Source organism: Muricoccus harenae, assembly GCF_009848505.1.
In the GTDB taxonomy this organism is placed as follows: Bacteria; Pseudomonadota; Alphaproteobacteria; order Acetobacterales; family Acetobacteraceae; genus Roseomonas; species Roseomonas harenae.
In genome coordinates this window covers 107,338-124,193 of the sequence record NZ_WWDL01000008.1, presented here as the reverse complement: position 1 = coordinate 124,193, position 16,856 = coordinate 107,338, and the positions used below count along the sequence as shown (strand labels likewise).

Below are 16,856 nucleotides of genomic sequence, written 5' to 3'. Positions count from 1 at the left end.
ACCAATATGGCCCGTCGCTGAAACCGTCTCCCCGACCAGGATGTTGGACAGCAGAATTCCCGCTATTGACCATCCGAAAGGGGCAGCTGACGCATGCGCAACCGACCCAAGGGTGACGTGGGGCATGGTTCTGCGGAGCTGATCATGCAGGGCTTGCTCGCGGGCCTTGTCGGCGTTGCAGCGATGACGGCTGCGGAGAAGCTCGAGCAGGCGATCACCGGGCGCCCGAATTCCTATGTCCCCGCCCACACGCTGGAACGGCTGCTCGGGCTACCCCGCAGACCGGATCGGGAGCGGCTTGGGCTGAACTGGGCCATGCATTGGGGCCAGGGCATCCTGCTCGGCGTGGCGCGGGCGATGATGGCGCGTTCGGGCATTCGCGGTCCGGTGGGCTCCTTTATTTTCCTCAATGTCAGGCTGCTGAACGACCAGACGCTGGAGAACGCCACCGGCGTCGGGGCGCCCCCCTGGACTTGGCCGGTGAACGAACAGGTGATCGACCTGCTGCACAAGGCGATCTACGCCTTCGCGACCGGCGCGGTCGTGGACGGGCTTGTCCGGCAGGGCCGCCACCATGGCGCCGACAGCGAACGCGGGTCGCCCGGCCGCCGTTGATCCCCGAAGGCAAGCGCACAGGGAAGTAGGCCGCTAGGAAAGCTTCCGCACTACCCGCGCCGGGTTTCCCACCGCCAGCACGCCCGGTGGCAGGTCCCGGTTCACCACCGCCCCGGCGCCCACCACCGTGTCATCCCCAATCGTCACCCCCGGCAGCACGATGCAGCCGCCGCCGAGCCAAACGTTGCGCCCGATGGTCACGGGATGCGCGCTCTCGATCCCCGCCGCGCGAGGGCCGGGCTCCAGCGGATGGGTCGCGGTGTAGATCTGCACGGCGGGCGCCACCTGGCAGTGGTCCCCCAGGACGATGGGCGCGCAATCCAGGAAGACGCAGTTGAAGTTGACGTAGCTCGCAACGCCGATGCGGATGTTGGAGCCGTAGTCGCAGCGGAAGCCCGGCATCACCATGGTCTTGTCGCCGATGAAGCCCAGAAGCTCCTCCAGCGCCGCGCGGCGAGCCGCCTCATCCTCGGGCGGCAGGGCATCCATGCGCAGGATGAGGGCGCGAGCCCGGTAGCGCTCAGACAGCAGCGCCGGATCCATTCCATCATAGGGAAGCGCGGCCAGCATCTTCTCGCGTTCGGTCATGCCTCAACCTGCCCCGGCCATTGAGGCAAGCCAAGCCAGCCCTTGCCGCCTCCGCCATGCTCTCGCAGAGTGATCGCAACAATATGAGGGTCGGAAACGATGAGCCAGCGCGTGAACCGCCGAAGCCTGCTCTCCGCGGGCGCTGCCCTGCCGGTCCTGGCCATGCCCGTGATCGGGCGGGCGCAAACCCGCTACAAGCCGGAATACAAGATCACCGTCGTCGGCAATCGGCCGATCGCGCTGTCGGAATCCGCCTTCGTCTGGGCCGAACTCGTAAACCAACGCTCCCAGGGGCGGCTGAACTTCAAGGTCTATCCCGGCTCCTCCCTCGTCGGCGGCGACCAGACCCGGGAACTGCTGGCGATTCGCCAGGGCGTGATCGACGGCGCCGTCTTCTCCACCATCAACATCTCCCCCCAGGTGCGGGAGATGAACCTCTTCTCCCTTCCCTTCCTCATGCCCAGCACCGCCGCTTTCGATGCGCTGGTAGGTGGCGAGGTCGGCCAGACGCTGTTCCGCGTGCTGGCACAGCGGGATGTGGAGCCCCTGGCCTGGGGCGAGAACGGCTTCCGCGAGATCAGCAACTCCAAGCGCGCCATCCGCGCCCCGGCCGACCTGCGGGGGCTGAAGATCCGCTTCGCCGCCGGCGCCATCTTCTCCGACATCTACTCCGCCCTCGGCGCCAACCCCGTGCAGATGTCCTTTGCCGACCTGCAGCCTGCCCTCTCCACCGGGGCGGTGGACGGGCAGGAGAACCCGGTGAACCTCTTCCTCGGTTTCCGCATGGACACGCTGGCCCAGAAGCACCTGACCATGTGGAACTACTGCGCCGATGCGGGGATCGTCTCCCTCAGCAAGCCGGTGCTCGCCAGCCTTGAGCCGCGCGACCGCGAGATCGTGGTGGAATCCGCGCGCGAGGCCGGGCAGGCCGGCAACAACGCCGCGCGCAAGGGCCTCGGCGCGAATGGCGACCGCTCCTCCCTGGACGAATGCGCCCGCCGGGGCGTGGAGGTGATCGACCTCTCCGCTGCCGAGAAGCGCGCCTTCGCCCAGGCCACGCGCCCGGTCTTCGACAAATGGGCCGCGACCGTGGGCACCGAGCTGGTGCACAAGGCCGAAGGCGCCATCGCCAAGGTGAGCTGACCGACTGTGAGCGAGCAGCCCCACGCGGATGTCCAGGCGCGCGGCCTGCAACTGGGCGAAGCCCCACCGCGAATCCCGGTCACGCTGGAGGGCGCGCTGGCGGCGCTTGCGATGGCTGCGCTCGCCATCATCACCTTCGCCAATGTGCTGGTGCGCTACTTCACCAGCATCTCCTTCGCCTTCACCGAGGAGTATTCCGTGGCGATCATGGTGGTGCTGACCTTTCTCGGCACCGCCGCCGCCTTCGCCTCGGACCGCCACATCCGCATGACCTTCTTCACCGAGCGCATGCCCGTCCGCGTCGCGCGCCGGATCGAGATCGGGCTACTGCTCATCTCCCTCGCCCTCTTTGCGGGAATTGGTTGGCTCGGCGCCCTCTATACCTGGGACGAGTACCGCTTCGAATCCCTCTCCCCCGGCCTCGGCGTGCCGCAATGGCTCTACACGGTGTGGATGCCGGTGCTCTCCGCCGTCATCGTCCTGCGGATTGCCGGCCGCATGATCCGGGTGGCGCGCGCCTCGTGATCCTCGAAGGCTCGACGATCCTCCTGCTGGCCTTCTTCGGCCTGCTCTTCCTGGGCGCACCCATCGGGGTGGCGCTCGGCACCGCCGGCATCCTCGTCATCGGGGTGGAAGGGCTGGGCGTCATGGCCCTGCCCACCAATGTTTGGACGGGCATCGCCAAATACCCGCTCCTGGCGCTGCCGATGTTCGTGCTGGCCGGCATGGTGTTCGAACGCTCGGGCGTCGCACAGCGGTTGGTGGATTTCGCCGCCGCCCTGGTCGGCCCGCGCCGTGGCGGGCTGGCCATCGTGGCCGTGCTGGTCTGCATGGTGCTCGGCGGCATCTCCGGCTCTGGCGCGGCCGATGCCGCGGCCGTCGCGGCCGTCATGCTTCCCCCCATGCTGCGCCAGGGCTACCCGCGCCCCTATACCGCCTCCCTCGTCGCGGCGGCGGGCTCCACGGCGGTGCTCATCCCACCCTCCATCCCCTTCATCGTCTATGCGGTGCTGGTGCCGGGCGTATCGGTGCCCGCGCTGTTCATCGGCGGGATGGTGCCGGGGCTCCTGGCCGGACTGTCGCTGCTGCTTCCCGCCATCTGGCTCGCCCGGCGCGGCCAGTTCGGCCTGCCCGCCCCCGGCGAGGTCCGCGTCCCCCTTTGGCAAGCCTTCAAGGGCGCCATCTGGGGGCTTGCCGCGCCCGTGGTGATCCTCGGCGGCCTGCGCACCGGTGCCTTCACGCCGACGGAGGCGGCGGTGGTCGCCGTCTTCTATGGCCTCTTCGTTGGCCTCGCGGTCTATCGCACCCTCGGTTGGCGGGACATCTACGCCGTGCTGGGCGATGCTGCCGAAGTCTCGGCCGTCGTCCTCATCATCATCGCGCTCGCCACCATCTTCGCCCATGCCGGCAGCACGCTCGGCGCCTTCGATGCGCTCGCGCATTCCCTCATCGGACTGACCGACAACGCGACGCTGATGCTGCTGCTCATCACGATCGTGGTGCTGGTCGCCGGCACGTTGATCGATGCCATCTCCATCTTCCTCGTCTTCCTCCCGATCCTGCTGCCGATCGCGCAGGCCTTCGGCTGGAATCTCACCTGGTTCGGCGTGATCCTGACGATGAACGTGGCCGTCGGCGCCTTCACCCCGCCCATGGCGGTGAACCTGATGGTGACCTGCCGCGTGGCAGGCTGCTCGATCGAATCCACCTTCCCCTGGGTGGTATGGTTCGTGGCGGCGATGACCGGAGCACTGTTGCTGGTGACCTTCGTGCCGGAACTGGTCCTGTTCCTGCCACGGCTGGCAGGGGCGCTGTAACATCCCCTGCCTTACCGGTAGCGGTCCTCAATCCCGCTCCAGCGCGGCATGTCCACGAGGTTCTTGAACTCCTCGAAGCCCACGCCCTGCCCGCGCATCCGAAACTCGCCCGAGGCGATGTCGGCCAGCACCGCCTGCATCGTCTTCACCGCGTGCATCATCAGCGAGATGCCGTAGATCACCATCTCGAAGCCCAGCTTCGCTAGATCCGAGGGTGAAAGCAGCGGCGTGCGCCCGCCCTCCAGCATGTTCGCCAGATGCACCGCGGGCAGCTCCCGCGTGATACGCGCCATCTCCTCCAGGTTCAGCGGCGCCTCGATGAACAACCCGTCCGCCCCGGCGCGCAGGTAGCGCTCGCCACGCCGCAGCGCCTCGTCCAGGTCATGCACCTCCCGCGCATCGGTGCGGGCAATGATGAAGGTGCGCGGGTCCAGCCGCTCCCCGGTGGCCGCGCGGATATTCGCCTCCATCCGCTCCGCCGGCAGCAGCTCCTTCCCCGCGATATGGCCGCAGCGCTTGGGCGAGGCCTGGTCCTCGAAGAAGATCGCCTGCCCGCCCAGCCGCTCATAGGACTGCACGATGTGGACGATGTTCTTCACATCGCCGTAGCCATTGTCGGCATCCAGCAGCACCGGCAGGTCCGATGCGGCGAGAATGTCCCGATAGGCCGCCTGGAATTCCCCTTGTCCGAGCAGCCCGATATCCGGCAACGCATGGCGCACCCCGGCCACCGGAAAGCCACCGACGAAATAGGCCTTGAACCCCGCCCGCTGGATCAGACGCGCGGATAGCGCGTCATGCGCCCCCGGCAAGACCAGCGGCCGCTCGGAGGCGACAAGGTCCCGGAAATGCGGTCGCGTCATTCCACCTTCACCCCTGCTTCGCGCACCACCGCGCCCCATTTCGCCTTGTCAGCCGCGATCAGCGCATCGAAAGCGCCGGACGATGCATCCGCCGCCGGCTCCGCGCCAAAGCGGGCCAGCGCCTCGGCCGTGCCCGGCGCCCGCAACGCCGCCTGCAGCGCCCCGGAAAGCTTCGCCAGCGCCGCGGGCGGCGTGCCGCCGGGCGCCGAGAGGCCGAACCAGGTGTCGCCCTCGAAGCCAGGCAGCCCGCTTTCCGCCACCGTGGGCATGTCGGGCGCCAGGGCGGAGCGCCGGGAGGACGTGACGGCCAGCCCCTTAATCCGTCCTTCGCGGATCAGCGGCAGGGACCAGACCACGCTGTCGAACAGGAACTGGATCGATCCATCCACCAGCCCGGGCACCGACTGCACCCCGCCCCGGAAGGGCACATGCTCCACTTGGATGCCCGCCCGCATCCGAAACATCTCCCCGATCAGATGCGTCACCGTCCCGGTGCCGGAGGAGGCGAAGTTCAGCGTGCCGGGCCGCGACTTCGCCAGCGCGATCAGCTCCGCCACGTTGTTCGCCGCCAGCTTCGTGCTGGCGATCAGAATGTTCGTCGCGGTCGCCACCAGCCCGATCGAGGCGAAATCCTTCTCCGCGTCATAGGGCATGCGCGGCTGCACGGCGGGCAGCACCGCATGGGTGCTGCTGGTGGACATCAGGAAGCTGTGCCCGTCCGGCACAGCGCGCGCCACCGCCTCAGCTCCGATCGCCCCGGCGGCGCCGGCGCGGTTCTCCACGGCCACGGGCTGGCCGAGCGTGGGCGCCATGGCCTGGGCGATCACGCGCGCCAGCGCATCCGTCGCACCGCCGGCGGGGAAGGGCACGACGAGGCGCAAGGGTCGATCGGGGAATGTGCCCTGGGCCAGCGCGGGGCGTGCAAGCGCCAACAGCCCAGGAAGCGCGGCGAGCGCCGCCCTCCGGATCAGCATGTCCATTTCCTCCACAGCCGTTTTGCCGGCCTGTCCTTCGGTTTAGATCAGGCGGCGGCGCGGCAGCCAAGGGCGCAGTGCCGAAGGATCACGCAACGATCCGGCGCCCTGCCCAAGGCGGCGCCAGTTCCGCGCCGCCGATCCCACCGGCGCTCTCTCCGCCTTCCCTGGCACGCTTCTCGCAACGAAAGCAGTCCAGTCGGCCAGACGCGGGCGGCCCGCGGGCGCACCGGCCAAGAACGGGACGAAACAAGCATGACGCTTTCCCTCACCCGCCGCGCCGCGCTGGCCGGCCTGGGTGGTGCGCTGGCGATGCCGGCCATCCGCCCCTCCTTCGCCCAGGGCGCACCCATCAAGGTGGGCGTTCTCCACTCCCTCTCCGGCACCATGGCGATCAGCGAGACGGCGCTGCGCGACACGGTTCTGATGATGATCGAATGGGCCAATGCCCAGGGCGGCGTGCTCGGCCGCAAGCTGGAGCCGGTGGTGGTCGACCCGGCCTCGAACTGGCCCCTGTTTGCCGAGAAGGCGCGCGAGCTTCTCGCCGTCTCCAAGGTGGACGTCACCTTCGGCTGCTGGACCTCGGTTTCCCGCAAATCCGTCCTGCCGGTCTTCGAGGAGCTGAACGGCCTTCTCTTCTACCCCGTGCAATATGAGGGCGAGGAGCAGAGCAAGAATGTCTTCTACACCGGCGCCGCGCCGAACCAGCAGGCGATCCCGGCGGTGGAATACCTGATGGGCAAGGATGGCGGCGAGGCCAAGCGCATCGCGCTGCTGGGCACGGACTATGTTTACCCCCGCACCACCAACCGCATCCTGCGCGCCTTCCTGAACAGCAAGGGCATCTCGGATGCCGACATCATGGAGGAGTACACGCCCTTCGGTCATTCCGACTGGCAGGGCATCGTCTCCCGCGTGAAGCGCTTCGCGGGCGAGGGCAAGCGCACCGCCATCGTCTCCACCATCAACGGCGACGCGAACGTTCCCTTCTATCGGGAACTCGGCAACCAGGGCATCAAGGCCGAGGACATTCCCTGCGTCGCCTTCTCGGTCGGCGAGGAAGAGCTGGCCGGCATCGACACCAAGCCACTGGTCGGCCACCTGGCCGCCTGGAACTACTTCATGTCCGTGCCCGGCAAGCCGAATGACGACTTCAAGGCCATGTGGAAGGTCTACATCAGGAACGACAAGCGCGTCACCAACGACCCGATGGAGGCCACCTATACCGGCTTCCGCATGTGGATGCAGGCCGTCGCCAAGGCCGGCACCACCTCGGTCGATCCGGTGCGCGAGGCGATGTATGGGCAGAAGGTCATGGCCCCCTGCGGCTATGAGGAGGAGATGCACCGCAACCATCACCTCTCCAAACCAGTGATGATCGGCGAGGTGCAGGAGAACGGCCAGTTCAACGTCGTCTACAAGACGCCGGCCGCCATCGCGGCGGAGAACTGGTCCCCCTTCATCCCCGAGAACGCCAGCCGTCGCGGCTGACATGGGAACTGGGCGGCGGGTCACTTCCCGTCGCCCACACCTGACATGAACCGCATCCTTCTCGTCCTGATGTTCCTCCTCGCCGTGGTCCTCCCGGCCGCGGCACAGGATTCCTACCTGGATGCCCTTCCCGGCCTTGCCGGCGGCTTCGGCAGCCAGGCGGAGGCCGTCGAACGCCTCGGCGCCAGCGGTGACCCGCGCGCCCTGCCGCTGCTGCGTGCCCTGTCGGAGGGACAGCTCCGCAAGCGCGGCACCACCATCCTCCTGCCCAATGGCAGCGACGCCGCCACCGGCCAGCCGGCCGATGCGACTGACGCCGAGACGGTGCGCATCAACAACCGCGTCCGCTCCGCCCTGCGCGGCGCCCTGGGGCGGCTGCAACTCGTCTCAATCAGTTCCGACGAACGCTTCGCCGCCGCTAACTCCGTTTTCCGCAGCCGCAGCGCCGAGAACATCCCGGCCCTCGAAGCCGCCATTTCACGTGAATCCGTCCCCCGCGTGCGTGAACGGCAGGAACTGGCCCTCGCCGCCTCCCGCCTCGTCGCGCCGGAAGACGCCGTGAAGCGACAGGGCATTGCCATCCTCGGCGGCGCCACCTCGGAAGATTCCCGCGCGCTGCTTCTGGAGGCGCGCGCCACCAATCCGAGCCTCGCAGGCGAGATCGACGCCGCCGTCGCCTCCATCGACAGCCGCCTGATCTACAAACGCGCCGCCGAGACGCTGTTCCAGGGCCTCTCCCTCGGCTCCGTCCTTCTGCTGGCGGCCCTCGGCCTCGCCATCACTTTCGGCGTCATGGGCGTGATCAACATGGCCCATGGCGAGTTCGTCATGCTTGGCGCCTACACCACCTTCGTGGTGCAGGAAGCCTGCCGCGGCATTCCCTGGCTGCTTCCCTGGTCCCTTCCACTCTCCGTCCCCGCCGCCTTCCTCGTGGCGGGGCTCGCAGGAGCCGCGCTGGAGCGCGGGCTGATCCGCCATCTCTATGGCCGCCCGCTGGAAACCCTGCTGATGACCTTCGGCGTCGGCATGATCCTGCAGCAGGCCGTGCGCCTGGCCTTCGGCGCCCAGAACCGGGAGGTCCTCTCCCCCGCCTGGATGCAGGGCACGCTGTCGCTGCCGGGCGGCATCCTCATCACCCAGAACCGGCTCTGGGTCATCGTCTTCTCGCTGCTTGTGCTCGGCCTTGCCCTTGCCGCCATCCGCCTCACCCGCTTCGGGCTGGAAATGCGCGCCGTGGTGCAGAACCGCCGCACCGCCGCCACCATGGGCATCCGAACCGGCCGCGTGGACGCTCTCACTTTCGCCTTCGGCTCCGGCATGGCCGGCATGGCGGGGGTGGCGCTCTCCCAGATCGACAACGTCTCCCCCAATCTCGGCACCGGCTACATCATCGACAGCTTCATGGTGGTGGTCTTTGGCGGCGTCGGCAGCCTCATGGGCACGCTGGTCGGCGCCATGGGGCTCGGCGTGCTGAACAAGGTGATCGAGCCCTGGGCGGGCGCCGTGCTGGCCAAGGTCGCGGTGCTGGTCATTATCATGCTCTTCATCCAGCGCCGCCCGCGCGGCCTCTTCGCCCTCAAGGGCCGGGCGGCCGAGGCATGAGCGACGTCACCGCCAGCCCAGCCCCACGCGGCATCCCCCTGCGCCTGTTGGTGCGCGGCGCCATCATCGCCGCCATCGCCCTGCTGGCGCTGCTGCCCGTGCTGAACCAGCTTCCGGCGGGCAGCGCATTCCGCGTCTCGGATTTCACCGTGGCCGTCACGGGCAAGTGGATCTGCTACGGCGTGCTGGCCCTCGCGATCGACCTTGCCTGGGGCTATGCCGGCATCCTCTCGCTCGGGCACGGCGCCTTCTTCGCCCTCGGCGGCTACGCCATGGGCATGCATCTCATGCGGCTGATCGGGCCGCGCGGGGTGTACGGCCATCCCATCCTGCCGGACTTCATGGTCTTCCTCGGCTACCAGCATCTCCCCTGGTACTGGCTGGGCTTCGATCATTTTCCCTTCGCCCTCCTGATGGCGATGCTGGTGCCCGGCCTCCTCGCCTTCCTCGTCGGCTGGCTTTCCTTCCGCAGCCGCATCACCGGCGTCTATTTCAGCATCATCACCCAGGCCATGACCTATGCGCTGATGCTGGCCTTCTTCCGCAACGACATGGGCTTCGGCGGCAATAACGGCTTCACGGACTTCAAGGAGCTGCTGGGCATGCCGCTGAACACGCAGGGCGCCCGCGCCGCGCTGTTCTACGCCGCCCTGGCCCTGCTCACCGGATCGCTCCTCCTCTGCCGCCACATCGTCTCCACCAAGCTCGGCCGCGTGCTGATGGCGGTGCGGGATGCCGAAAGCCGCGTCCGCTTCCTCGGCTACAGCGTCACCGCCTTCAAGCTCTTCGTCTTCGTCCTCTCCGCCGTTCTGGCCGGGCTGGCGGGCGCGCTCTACGTGCCGCTCGTCGGCATCATCAACCCCGGCGATTTCGCGCCCGGCAACTCCATCGAGGCGGTGATCTGGGTCGCCGTCGGCGGCCGCGGCACGCTGATCGGCGCCATCCTCGGCGCCTTTTCGGTGAATGCGTTGAAGACTTGGCTCACCTCCTTCGCACCCGATCTCTGGCTCTTCGTCCTCGGCGGTCTGTTCGTCGCCGTCACGCTGCTGCTGCCGCATGGCCTGGTCGGCCTCTTCCGGAGGCCCCTGAAATGAGCAACGGCCCCGTCCTCTATCTCGATGGCGTCTCCGTGGTCTTCGATGGCTTCCGCGCCCTGAACAACCTCTCCCTCATCGTCGACCCTGGGGAGCTGCGCGCGGTGATCGGCCCCAACGGCGCCGGCAAGACGACGATGATGGACGTGATCACGGGCAAGACGCGCCCCACCGCCGGCACCGTGACATTCGGTGACCACGACCTGACCACCATGGATGAAGCCGCCATCGCCAATCTCGGCATCGGCCGGAAATTCCAGAAGCCCACCGTCTTCGATGCGCTCACTGTCTTCGAGAACCTGGAACTCGCCCTTAAGGCCCCGCGCGACCCGCTCTCCTGTCTCCGCTGGCGCCTGGACGGCACCGCCCGCAGGCGCATCGAGACGGTGATGGAGGAAATCGGCCTTGCCCCTCGCGAACAGGACCTCGCCGGCGTTCTCTCCCACGGTCAGCGCCAATGGCTGGAGATCGGCATGTTGCTGATGCAGGACCCCGACCTGCTGCTGGTGGACGAGCCCGTGGCCGGTATGACCGACCAGGAAACCGAGCACACCGCCGCCCTTCTCCGCCGCATCGCCGGCAAGCGCAGCGTGGTGGTGGTGGAGCACGACCTCGAATTCGTCCGCGCCCTCGGTGAAAAGGTGACGGTGCTGCATGAGGGAACCATGCTATCCGAAGGCTCGATCGACACAGTGCAGAACGATCCGTGTGTCATCGAAGTCTATCTGGGACGCTGAAGGATGCTGAGGGCAACCGGCATCAAACTTTCCTACGGCGCAAGCCTCTGCCTGCGCGGCGTGGATCTCGCCGCCGATCCAGGAAGGATCACCTGCGTCCTCGGCCGCAACGGCGTGGGCAAATCCTCCCTCATGCGCTCCATCATGGGGGTGGAGCGCATCTCCTCCGGCTGCATCGAATGGGAAGGCCGCGACATCGCCGGGATGTCCCCTGCCGATCGCGCTCGCGCCGGCATCGGCTACGTGCCCCAGGGCCGCGAGATCTTCCCCTTCCTCACGGTGCAGGAAAACCTGGAAACGGCCCTTGCCGCCGCTCCACGCGGCAGCAAGGTGCCGTCGGAGGTCTTCGACCTTTTTCCCATCCTCCGCCAGTTCCTGCGCCGCCACGGCGGCGATCTCTCTGGCGGCCAGCAGCAGCAACTCGCCATCGCCCGCGCACTCACGGCGCGCCCCCGCCTGCTGATCCTCGACGAACCGACGGAAGGCATCCAGCCCAGCGTCATCAAGGACATCGCCCGCGTCATCCGCCACCTGGCGCGGGACCGGAAGATGGCGGTGGTTCTGGTCGAGCAGTATTTCGAATTCGCCCGCGACCTCGCCGACCGCATCACCGTGATGGTGCGCGGCGAGGTGGCTCTGGAAGGCGATACCCGTGCGCTCGAGGAGGAATCCGTTCGCCGCCTGCTGACGGTCTAGTCAATTGCGTCCTCAGGTTTCGCACGTGACCTCATGCAAAGCAGCGATACGAGGCCGAGCGCCGTCAAGCCGGCGAGCGCCGTGATGATCACCGCCCGCGACGGGCCAAACATTTCAGCCAGCCCCCCGATCAGCATCTGCCCCAGCGGACCAAGGCCGATGCACATCGTCACGAGGCCCATCTGCCGCGACCGGTGGCTGGCCGGGACATTGGTCAGCACCAGGGTGGTTTGCATATTGCTGAACAATGCAAGGCCAAGCCCGCCACCCACGAGGAGCCCGCAGGCAAGCGCATAGCTCGGCATCAGCGGCATTACCGCGAGGGTCACGAGAAAAATCGCGGATCCGGCGATCATGAGCGTACGCAGCTTGGTCTTCGGTGCCCGGCTTGTCAGCAGGAGGCCACCCAGCAAGCCCCCGAGTGGCTCTCCGGCGGCGAGCAATCCCACCATCGCTTCCGGGACGCCGAACACCGTGCGCGCAAGGGGGGCAACGAGCGCAACATATGAGAAGGCGAAGAAGTTCATGGTTGCCGTCACGCCCAGGACCGCCAGTACCGTCGGCTGCCGCAACGCGAAGGCGAGGCTCTCGGCCAGATCGCCGGGGATCCGTGCGAGCTCAAGGTGCCGGGTCTCCTGGACATGCCGAATGCCAGGCACCAGTAGCGCCGCGAGAAGATAACACCCCGAGGAGATGGCGAAGGCGCCCAGGAGGCCGAACCACGCGAACAACATGCTGCCCGCGAGCGGTCCGGCCATTCGTGCGAATGAGCCGGTCAGGCTGTCCAGTGCCACCGCCTGGGACACAAGACCAGCGCCGGCGGCTTCCCCCACCATGCGTCGCCGCGTGGCCATCTCGGTAGCCCAGACGCTACCGCTGAGAAACGCGGCCAGAGCGATGTGCCAGGGCCGCACCCACCCGAGGAGGTCGAGCAGGCAGATGGACAAGGCTGCCGCGCAGCTCAACAGCATGCCCCCGAGCAGAATGTGCTTGCGGTTGATCGCCTCGCACACCACCCCCGCGATCGCGCCGAGGCACAGCAACGGCAGGGTACGTGCCGCCGAGACGAAGGCGACCGCGACGCCCGAGCCGGTCACCTCGAAGGTGAAGAGGGCCGCGGCCAGCATCTCCACCCAGCGCATGGCGTTCGTGATGGCGCCAAGCGCCCATAGACGCCTGAATTCGCGCGAACTGAGCAAGCCACGCGCCCGGCCGTGCCGCGCGCGTGATTCCGGTTGCGTTTCCATCCCGCCGGGCAATGTGCACCGTTGAACCTTCCTGGCCAACCACCCAGGCGAAACCTTGCGCCGTTCCCTCCTGGCCGTTGCGCGCAAAACTTCCAGACAAGGCGAGGATGGCCGTGCCGAAGCGGCGGAACCCGAGCTGGATCCTTGAATGGCCTGCCGGATCACCCGACCGGATCAAGCCTTCAAGATGCCTGGGCGAAGGCGCGCCCTTCCGCCCGCCTCAACCGCCGCCCACCTGCTTGCGTTTCCGCCGGGGATGCCAAGGAGCGGATCATGGCGGAAGGAAAGCGCGTCGCGCTGGTCACGGGCGGTTCGAAGGGCATAGGCCGCGGCATCGCCCGCCGCCTCGCCGCCGATGGCTGGCACGTCGTGACCGCCGACATGGAGGCGTCAGGCCCGCCGGAGGCCGCACGTCACGTCCAGAGCAATATCGCCGACGAGGCGGCCGTCCGTAGCCTGATCGGCGGCATCACACAGACCGAGGCGCGGCTCGACGGCCTCGTCTGCAACGCCGGCATCATGATCCGCAAGCCGCTGCGGGATCTGGCGCTGGAGGAATGGTCCCGCGTCATTGCCACCAATCTCACCAGCACTTACCTCCTCGCCCGCGCGGCGGAGGATCTACTCCGGAAGGCGAAGGGCGCCATCGTCACCATCGCCTCCACACGTGCCCATCAGTCGGAGCCGAATACCGAAAGCTATTCCGCCTCCAAGGGCGGCCTGGTCGCGCTCACCCACGCCCTGGCAGTCAGCCTCGGTCCCAATGTGCGCGCCAATGTCATCTCCCCCGGCTGGATTAACGTGCGCGATGAAAAGCTGAGCGAGAAAGACCACGCCCAGCACCCCGCCGGTCGAGTCGGCCAGCCGGCAGATATCGGGGCCCTTGCCGCCTGGCTGCTGAGCCCCGAAAGCGGCTTCGTCACCGGCGCCGAGTTCATCTCGGATGGCGGGATGACGCGGAAGATGATCTATGAGGAGTGAAACTTACTCACTCTGGGTGGCCAGCCAGGCCGGCGCCCGCCGCTCCTTGAAGGCAGCGATCCCTTCATCCGCCTCGCCGCTCGCGGCGCAACGGGCAAAGGCCGCCGCTCCCGCCTCGGAATAGCCATCGGGAACCGTGCCGCCCAGCGCCGCCAGCATCGCCTTGGTCTCGGCCAGCGCCCCCGGCGCACCCTGCAACACATCCGCCACCGCGCCCTCCACCAACGCCTCCAGCGCCGCCGCATCCGGCGCCACCTGATGCACCAGACCGATCCGCCAGGCCTCGGCGGCATCCAGCACATGCCCCTGCAACACTATGCGCGTGGCCTGGCTGCGCCCGGCGCGCCGCACGATCCAGGGCAGGATCTGCGCCGCCACCAGCCCCCGCCGGGCCTCCGGCGCCGCGAAGCGCGCATCGGCGCTGGCGAAGGCGATATCCGCCGCGCAGACGAAGCCCAGCCCACCCGCGAAGGCTGAACCCTGCACCGCCGAGATCACCACCTGCGGCAGCGCCGCAATTGCCGCGAAGCGCGCGCCGATCCGCCGGTTCCGCTCCAGCTGCGCCGCCATGCGCTGCTCGGGCGTGCCCTGCTCGCCGCCGACCTCGCCCAGGTCCAGCCCTGCGCAGAAATGCCCGCCCGCCCCCGACAGCACCAGAACCCGCGCCGCGCGATCGCCCTTCAGCTCCGCCAGCAGCGCGTCCAGCGCCTCGGACAGCGCGTTGTTCAGCGCGTTGCGCCGTGTGGGCCGGCTCAGCACGGCGCGCACCACCCCATCCTGCCGCGTCACCAGAAGCGGGTTCTCATCGCTCATCGGCGTTCCTCCATTCCTGCCACTTGTCTTGCCGCGCTCCCTGCACCCCGGCAAGCTGCCCCGGACGGACCACTCGCCCGCCACCGAATGGTCTGGCCACCAAACACGTCCAGGTCATCCATGCCCGAGCGCACACAGGTCGGTATCGTCGGCTGCGGCCCAGCAGGCCTCTTCCTCGCCCATCTCCTCCACCGCGCGGGCATCGAGGCCGTCATCCTCGAGAACCGCACGCGCGAGGCGGTGGAGGGCACCATCCGCGCAGGCGTGCTGGAGCATTGGGTGACGGAGCTGATGCGGGAGCTCGGCCTGGGTGAGCGCATGGCGCGCGAAGGCCATTTCCACAGCGGCATCACCCTGCAATACGGTCTCAACCGCTTCCACCTGGATATGGAGGGGCTGACCGGCGGCAAGCGCGTCACCGTCTATGCCCAGCACGAGGTCCTGCACGACCTTATCGCCGGCCGCCTCGCCGACGGTGGCACGATCCATTTCGGCGTCAGCGGCACCGCCTTCCACGATGTCGAATCCGACGCACCCCGCATTTCCTTCCGCCATGCCGACGGCCGGGCCGACGAGCTTCTCTGCGACTATGTCATCGGCGCGGACGGCTTCCACGGCCCGGCACGCCAAGCCATCCCCGCCGCCATGCGCCGCGAGTACACCAAGACCTATCCCTTCGGATGGCTCGGCATCCTCGCCCGCGCACCAATCTCCTGGCCCGAGCTGATCTATGCCCGCCACGAGGACGGCTTCGCCCTGCTCAGCACGCGCTCGCCCCAGATCCAGCGCATGTACATCCAGTGCGACCCGAAGGACGACATCGCCAACTGGCCTGACGAGCGCATCTGGTCCGCCCTGCACCGCCGCCTGGAAACCGCCGGTGGCACCGAAGGAGCGTGGCGCCTCGCGGAAGGCACCATCTTCCAGAAGGGCATCATCCCGCTGCGCAGCTTCGTCTGCGAGACAATGCGCCACGGCCGCCTGTTTCTCGCCGGCGACGCCGCGCATATCGTCCCGCCCACCGGCGCCAAGGGACTGAACCTGGCCGTCGCCGACGTGCTCATCCTGTCCCGCGCGCTGGAGGACGCCATCCGCCACAACCGAACGGACGGGTTGGATGCCTATCCGGCCACCGCGCTGCGCCGCATATGGAAGGCTGAGCGCTTCAGCTGGATGATGACCACCATGCTTCACCGCAATGATGCGGAGACGCCCTTCGAGCACCGCATCCGCATGGCCGACCTGGACTTCCTGGCCAGTTCCCGCAACGCCCAGGCCGCGCTTGCCGAGAACTACGTCGGCCTGCCCTTCGAATCCTGAGCCGGCCCAGGACGCCGCTTTCCTGAATAAAAAGGATGGGGGTCCGGGAAATTCCTTCCCCCGCCTTCCTTCCTCACATCACCACGCCACCACTCACATGGATGGCCTGTCCCGTGATGTAGGCCGCCCCCGGCGAGGCCAGGAACGCCACCGCCGCCGCCACATCCGCCGGCGTGCCCAGCCGCCGCAGCGGAATCTGCGGCAGGATCGCCGCCCAGCCCGCCGCGTCCAGCGCCACATGCGCCCCCGGGTCCTTCTGCGTGTATCCCGGCACCACCGCGTTCACCGTCACATGCGGCGACCATTCCAGGGCCAGGGACCGCATCAGCGCCTCCACCCCCGCCTTCGCCGCCGCACTGGCGGGAAACACGGTGGTGTCCGTCCGGAAGGAATGCGCCACGAAGGAGGAAACGGCGACCATCCGCGCCAGCCCGCCCGCCTCGCCGGCCCGCAGCAGATGCGGCCCCGCCGCCCGCGCGAGGCGCAGGAAGCCCCAGAGGACGGTGTCCGCGCTGCGGGCGAAGGCCTCGTCGGTCAAGGCAGAAACCGGCGTGCGGTCGGCGAAGCCGGCATTGGCCACCACCACTTCCAGCCCGCCGAGCACCGCCACCGCCTCCTCCACCAGCCGCGCCGGTACGGCGGGGTCCGTCAGATCCCCCACCAGTACCGCGGCTCGGGCCCCGGCCGCCCGCAGCTCCGCCGCCACCGCCTCGGCCCCGGCGCGGTTCCCGCGGCAATGCACGGCGATCGCCGCCCCGTGCACCGCCATCGCCCGCGCCGTCGCGGCACCGATCCCGCTCGAGGCCCCCGTGATCAGGATTCGCCGCTCGGCCATCCACATTCCCCAGTTGCATGACTGCGGGGCGGCCGGCCCG

Annotated in this window: 17 protein-coding genes; 11 read left to right on the top strand and 6 right to left on the bottom strand. The window is 68.3% G+C overall.

Annotated features, from left to right (window positions below):
• Window positions 1–144: 144 nt before the first annotated feature.
• Window positions 145–615, top strand: a complete 471-nt coding sequence (locus tag GSE44_RS08380; protein ID WP_201305981.1) for a hypothetical protein — start codon at window positions 145–147, stop codon at window positions 613–615.
• A gap of 33 nt (window positions 616–648) precedes the next feature.
• Here GSE44_RS08380 and GSE44_RS08375 read toward each other — a convergent pair whose 3' ends face one another.
• Complete coding sequence (locus tag GSE44_RS08375) at window positions 649–1,203, bottom strand: sugar O-acetyltransferase (protein WP_201305980.1); 555 nt, start codon at window positions 1,201–1,203, stop codon at window positions 649–651.
• Between the two features lie 111 nt (window positions 1,204–1,314).
• On the opposite strand from GSE44_RS08375, the gene dctP reads away from it, so the two are divergent.
• Genes dctP through GSE44_RS08360 form a run of 3 tightly spaced genes read left to right on the top strand, consistent with a single transcriptional unit; the run spans window position 1,315 to window position 4,163 of the window.
• Window positions 1,315–2,346 carry a TRAP transporter substrate-binding protein DctP gene (gene dctP, locus GSE44_RS08370; RefSeq protein ID WP_235924636.1) on the top strand — a complete coding sequence of 344 codons (1,032 nt, stop codon included), beginning with the start codon at window positions 1,315–1,317 and terminating at the stop codon, window positions 2,344–2,346.
• Between the two features lie 6 nt (window positions 2,347–2,352).
• Window positions 2,353–2,871: a TRAP transporter small permease gene (locus GSE44_RS08365; protein WP_235924635.1), complete on the top strand. Its 519-nt coding sequence runs from the start codon at window positions 2,353–2,355 to the stop codon at window positions 2,869–2,871.
• On the top strand, window positions 2,868–4,163 hold the full coding sequence (locus tag GSE44_RS08360; RefSeq protein ID WP_235924634.1) for a TRAP transporter large permease: 1,296 nt from the start codon (window positions 2,868–2,870) through the stop codon (window positions 4,161–4,163). Before GSE44_RS08365 ends, GSE44_RS08360 begins: the two co-directional genes overlap by 4 nt.
• Window positions 4,164–4,174: 11 nt before the next feature.
• On the opposite strand, the gene GSE44_RS08355 is transcribed toward GSE44_RS08360, so the two are convergent.
• Window positions 4,175–5,026 carry an isocitrate lyase/PEP mutase family protein gene (locus GSE44_RS08355; protein WP_159348330.1) on the bottom strand — a complete coding sequence of 284 codons (852 nt, stop codon included), beginning with the start codon at window positions 5,024–5,026 and terminating at the stop codon, window positions 4,175–4,177.
• Window positions 5,023–6,000 (bottom strand): Bug family tripartite tricarboxylate transporter substrate binding protein, encoded by a 978-nt coding sequence (locus GSE44_RS08350; RefSeq protein ID WP_159348329.1) that lies wholly within the window; start codon window positions 5,998–6,000, stop codon window positions 5,023–5,025. The genes GSE44_RS08355 and GSE44_RS08350 overlap by 4 nt, the downstream gene beginning before the upstream one ends.
• A gap of 255 nt (window positions 6,001–6,255) precedes the next feature.
• Here GSE44_RS08350 and urtA point away from each other — a divergent pair, with 255 nt between their 5' ends.
• The 5 genes from urtA to urtE are packed head-to-tail and all read left to right on the top strand — an operon-like array spanning window position 6,256 to window position 11,620.
• Window positions 6,256–7,491 (top strand): urea ABC transporter substrate-binding protein, encoded by a 1,236-nt coding sequence (urtA, locus tag GSE44_RS08345; protein WP_159348328.1) that lies wholly within the window; start codon window positions 6,256–6,258, stop codon window positions 7,489–7,491.
• A 45-nt stretch (window positions 7,492–7,536) separates the two neighbouring features.
• The gene (urtB, locus tag GSE44_RS08340) at window positions 7,537–9,093 is read left to right on the top strand and encodes an urea ABC transporter permease subunit UrtB (RefSeq protein WP_159348327.1); all 1,557 of its coding nucleotides are present in this window, start codon (window positions 7,537–7,539) and stop codon (window positions 9,091–9,093) included.
• Complete coding sequence (urtC, locus tag GSE44_RS08335) at window positions 9,090–10,187, top strand: urea ABC transporter permease subunit UrtC (protein ID WP_159348326.1); 1,098 nt, start codon at window positions 9,090–9,092, stop codon at window positions 10,185–10,187. The genes urtB and urtC overlap by 4 nt, the downstream gene beginning before the upstream one ends.
• A complete protein-coding gene (urtD, locus tag GSE44_RS08330; RefSeq protein WP_159348325.1) occupies window positions 10,184–10,924 on the top strand; it encodes an urea ABC transporter ATP-binding protein UrtD in 741 nt (246 codons plus the stop codon). The genes urtC and urtD overlap by 4 nt, the downstream gene beginning before the upstream one ends.
• A 3-nt stretch (window positions 10,925–10,927) precedes the next feature.
• Window positions 10,928–11,620: an urea ABC transporter ATP-binding subunit UrtE gene (urtE, locus tag GSE44_RS08325; protein ID WP_159348324.1), complete on the top strand. Its 693-nt coding sequence runs from the start codon at window positions 10,928–10,930 to the stop codon at window positions 11,618–11,620.
• On the opposite strand, the gene GSE44_RS08320 is transcribed toward urtE, so the two are convergent.
• Window positions 11,617–12,819 (bottom strand): MFS transporter, encoded by a 1,203-nt coding sequence (locus tag GSE44_RS08320; protein WP_159348323.1) that lies wholly within the window; start codon window positions 12,817–12,819, stop codon window positions 11,617–11,619. The genes urtE and GSE44_RS08320 overlap by 4 nt on opposite strands.
• A 321-nt stretch (window positions 12,820–13,140) precedes the next feature.
• Here GSE44_RS08320 and GSE44_RS08315 point away from each other — a divergent pair, with 321 nt between their 5' ends.
• Window positions 13,141–13,848, top strand: a complete 708-nt coding sequence (locus GSE44_RS08315) for an SDR family oxidoreductase (protein WP_159348322.1) — start codon at window positions 13,141–13,143, stop codon at window positions 13,846–13,848.
• 3 nt (window positions 13,849–13,851) lie between these two features.
• Here GSE44_RS08315 and GSE44_RS08310 read toward each other — a convergent pair whose 3' ends face one another.
• Window positions 13,852–14,661, bottom strand: a complete 810-nt coding sequence (locus GSE44_RS08310) for an enoyl-CoA hydratase/isomerase family protein (protein ID WP_159348321.1) — start codon at window positions 14,659–14,661, stop codon at window positions 13,852–13,854.
• A gap of 120 nt (window positions 14,662–14,781) precedes the next feature.
• Between GSE44_RS08310 and GSE44_RS08305 the strand changes: the two genes are divergently transcribed.
• Window positions 14,782–15,981 (top strand): 4-hydroxybenzoate 3-monooxygenase, encoded by a 1,200-nt coding sequence (locus tag GSE44_RS08305; protein WP_159348320.1) that lies wholly within the window; start codon window positions 14,782–14,784, stop codon window positions 15,979–15,981.
• 73 nt (window positions 15,982–16,054) lie between these two features.
• On the opposite strand, the gene GSE44_RS08300 is transcribed toward GSE44_RS08305, so the two are convergent.
• Entirely contained in the window at window positions 16,055–16,816 is a 762-nt protein-coding gene (locus GSE44_RS08300; protein WP_159348319.1) for an SDR family NAD(P)-dependent oxidoreductase, read from the bottom strand.
• Window positions 16,817–16,856: the final 40 nt, after the last annotated feature.

Bases quoted from the DNA above. Each gene is read 5' to 3' on its own strand.
- GSE44_RS08305 (WP_159348320.1), top strand. From the start codon at position 14,782: ATGCCCGAGCGCACACAGGTCGGTATCGTCGGCTGCGGCCCAGCAGGC.
- GSE44_RS08315 (WP_159348322.1), top strand. From the start codon at position 13,141: ATGGCGGAAGGAAAGCGCGTCGCGCTGGTCACGGGCGGTTCGAAGGGC.
- GSE44_RS08375 (WP_201305980.1), bottom strand. From the start codon at position 1,203: ATGACCGAACGCGAGAAGATGCTGGCCGCGCTTCCCTATGATGGAATG.
- urtB (WP_159348327.1), top strand. From the start codon at position 7,537: ATGAACCGCATCCTTCTCGTCCTGATGTTCCTCCTCGCCGTGGTCCTC.
- urtC (WP_159348326.1), top strand. From the start codon at position 9,090: ATGAGCGACGTCACCGCCAGCCCAGCCCCACGCGGCATCCCCCTGCGC.
- GSE44_RS08350 (WP_159348329.1), bottom strand. From the start codon at position 6,000: ATGCTGATCCGGAGGGCGGCGCTCGCCGCGCTTCCTGGGCTGTTGGCG.
- GSE44_RS08310 (WP_159348321.1), bottom strand. From the start codon at position 14,661: ATGAGCGATGAGAACCCGCTTCTGGTGACGCGGCAGGATGGGGTGGTG.
- GSE44_RS08380 (WP_201305981.1), top strand. From the start codon at position 145: ATGCAGGGCTTGCTCGCGGGCCTTGTCGGCGTTGCAGCGATGACGGCT.
- urtD (WP_159348325.1), top strand. From the start codon at position 10,184: ATGAGCAACGGCCCCGTCCTCTATCTCGATGGCGTCTCCGTGGTCTTC.
- urtE (WP_159348324.1), top strand. From the start codon at position 10,928: ATGCTGAGGGCAACCGGCATCAAACTTTCCTACGGCGCAAGCCTCTGC.
- urtA (WP_159348328.1), top strand. From the start codon at position 6,256: ATGACGCTTTCCCTCACCCGCCGCGCCGCGCTGGCCGGCCTGGGTGGT.
- GSE44_RS08300 (WP_159348319.1), bottom strand. From the start codon at position 16,816: ATGGCCGAGCGGCGAATCCTGATCACGGGGGCCTCGAGCGGGATCGGT.
- GSE44_RS08355 (WP_159348330.1), bottom strand. From the start codon at position 5,026: ATGACGCGACCGCATTTCCGGGACCTTGTCGCCTCCGAGCGGCCGCTG.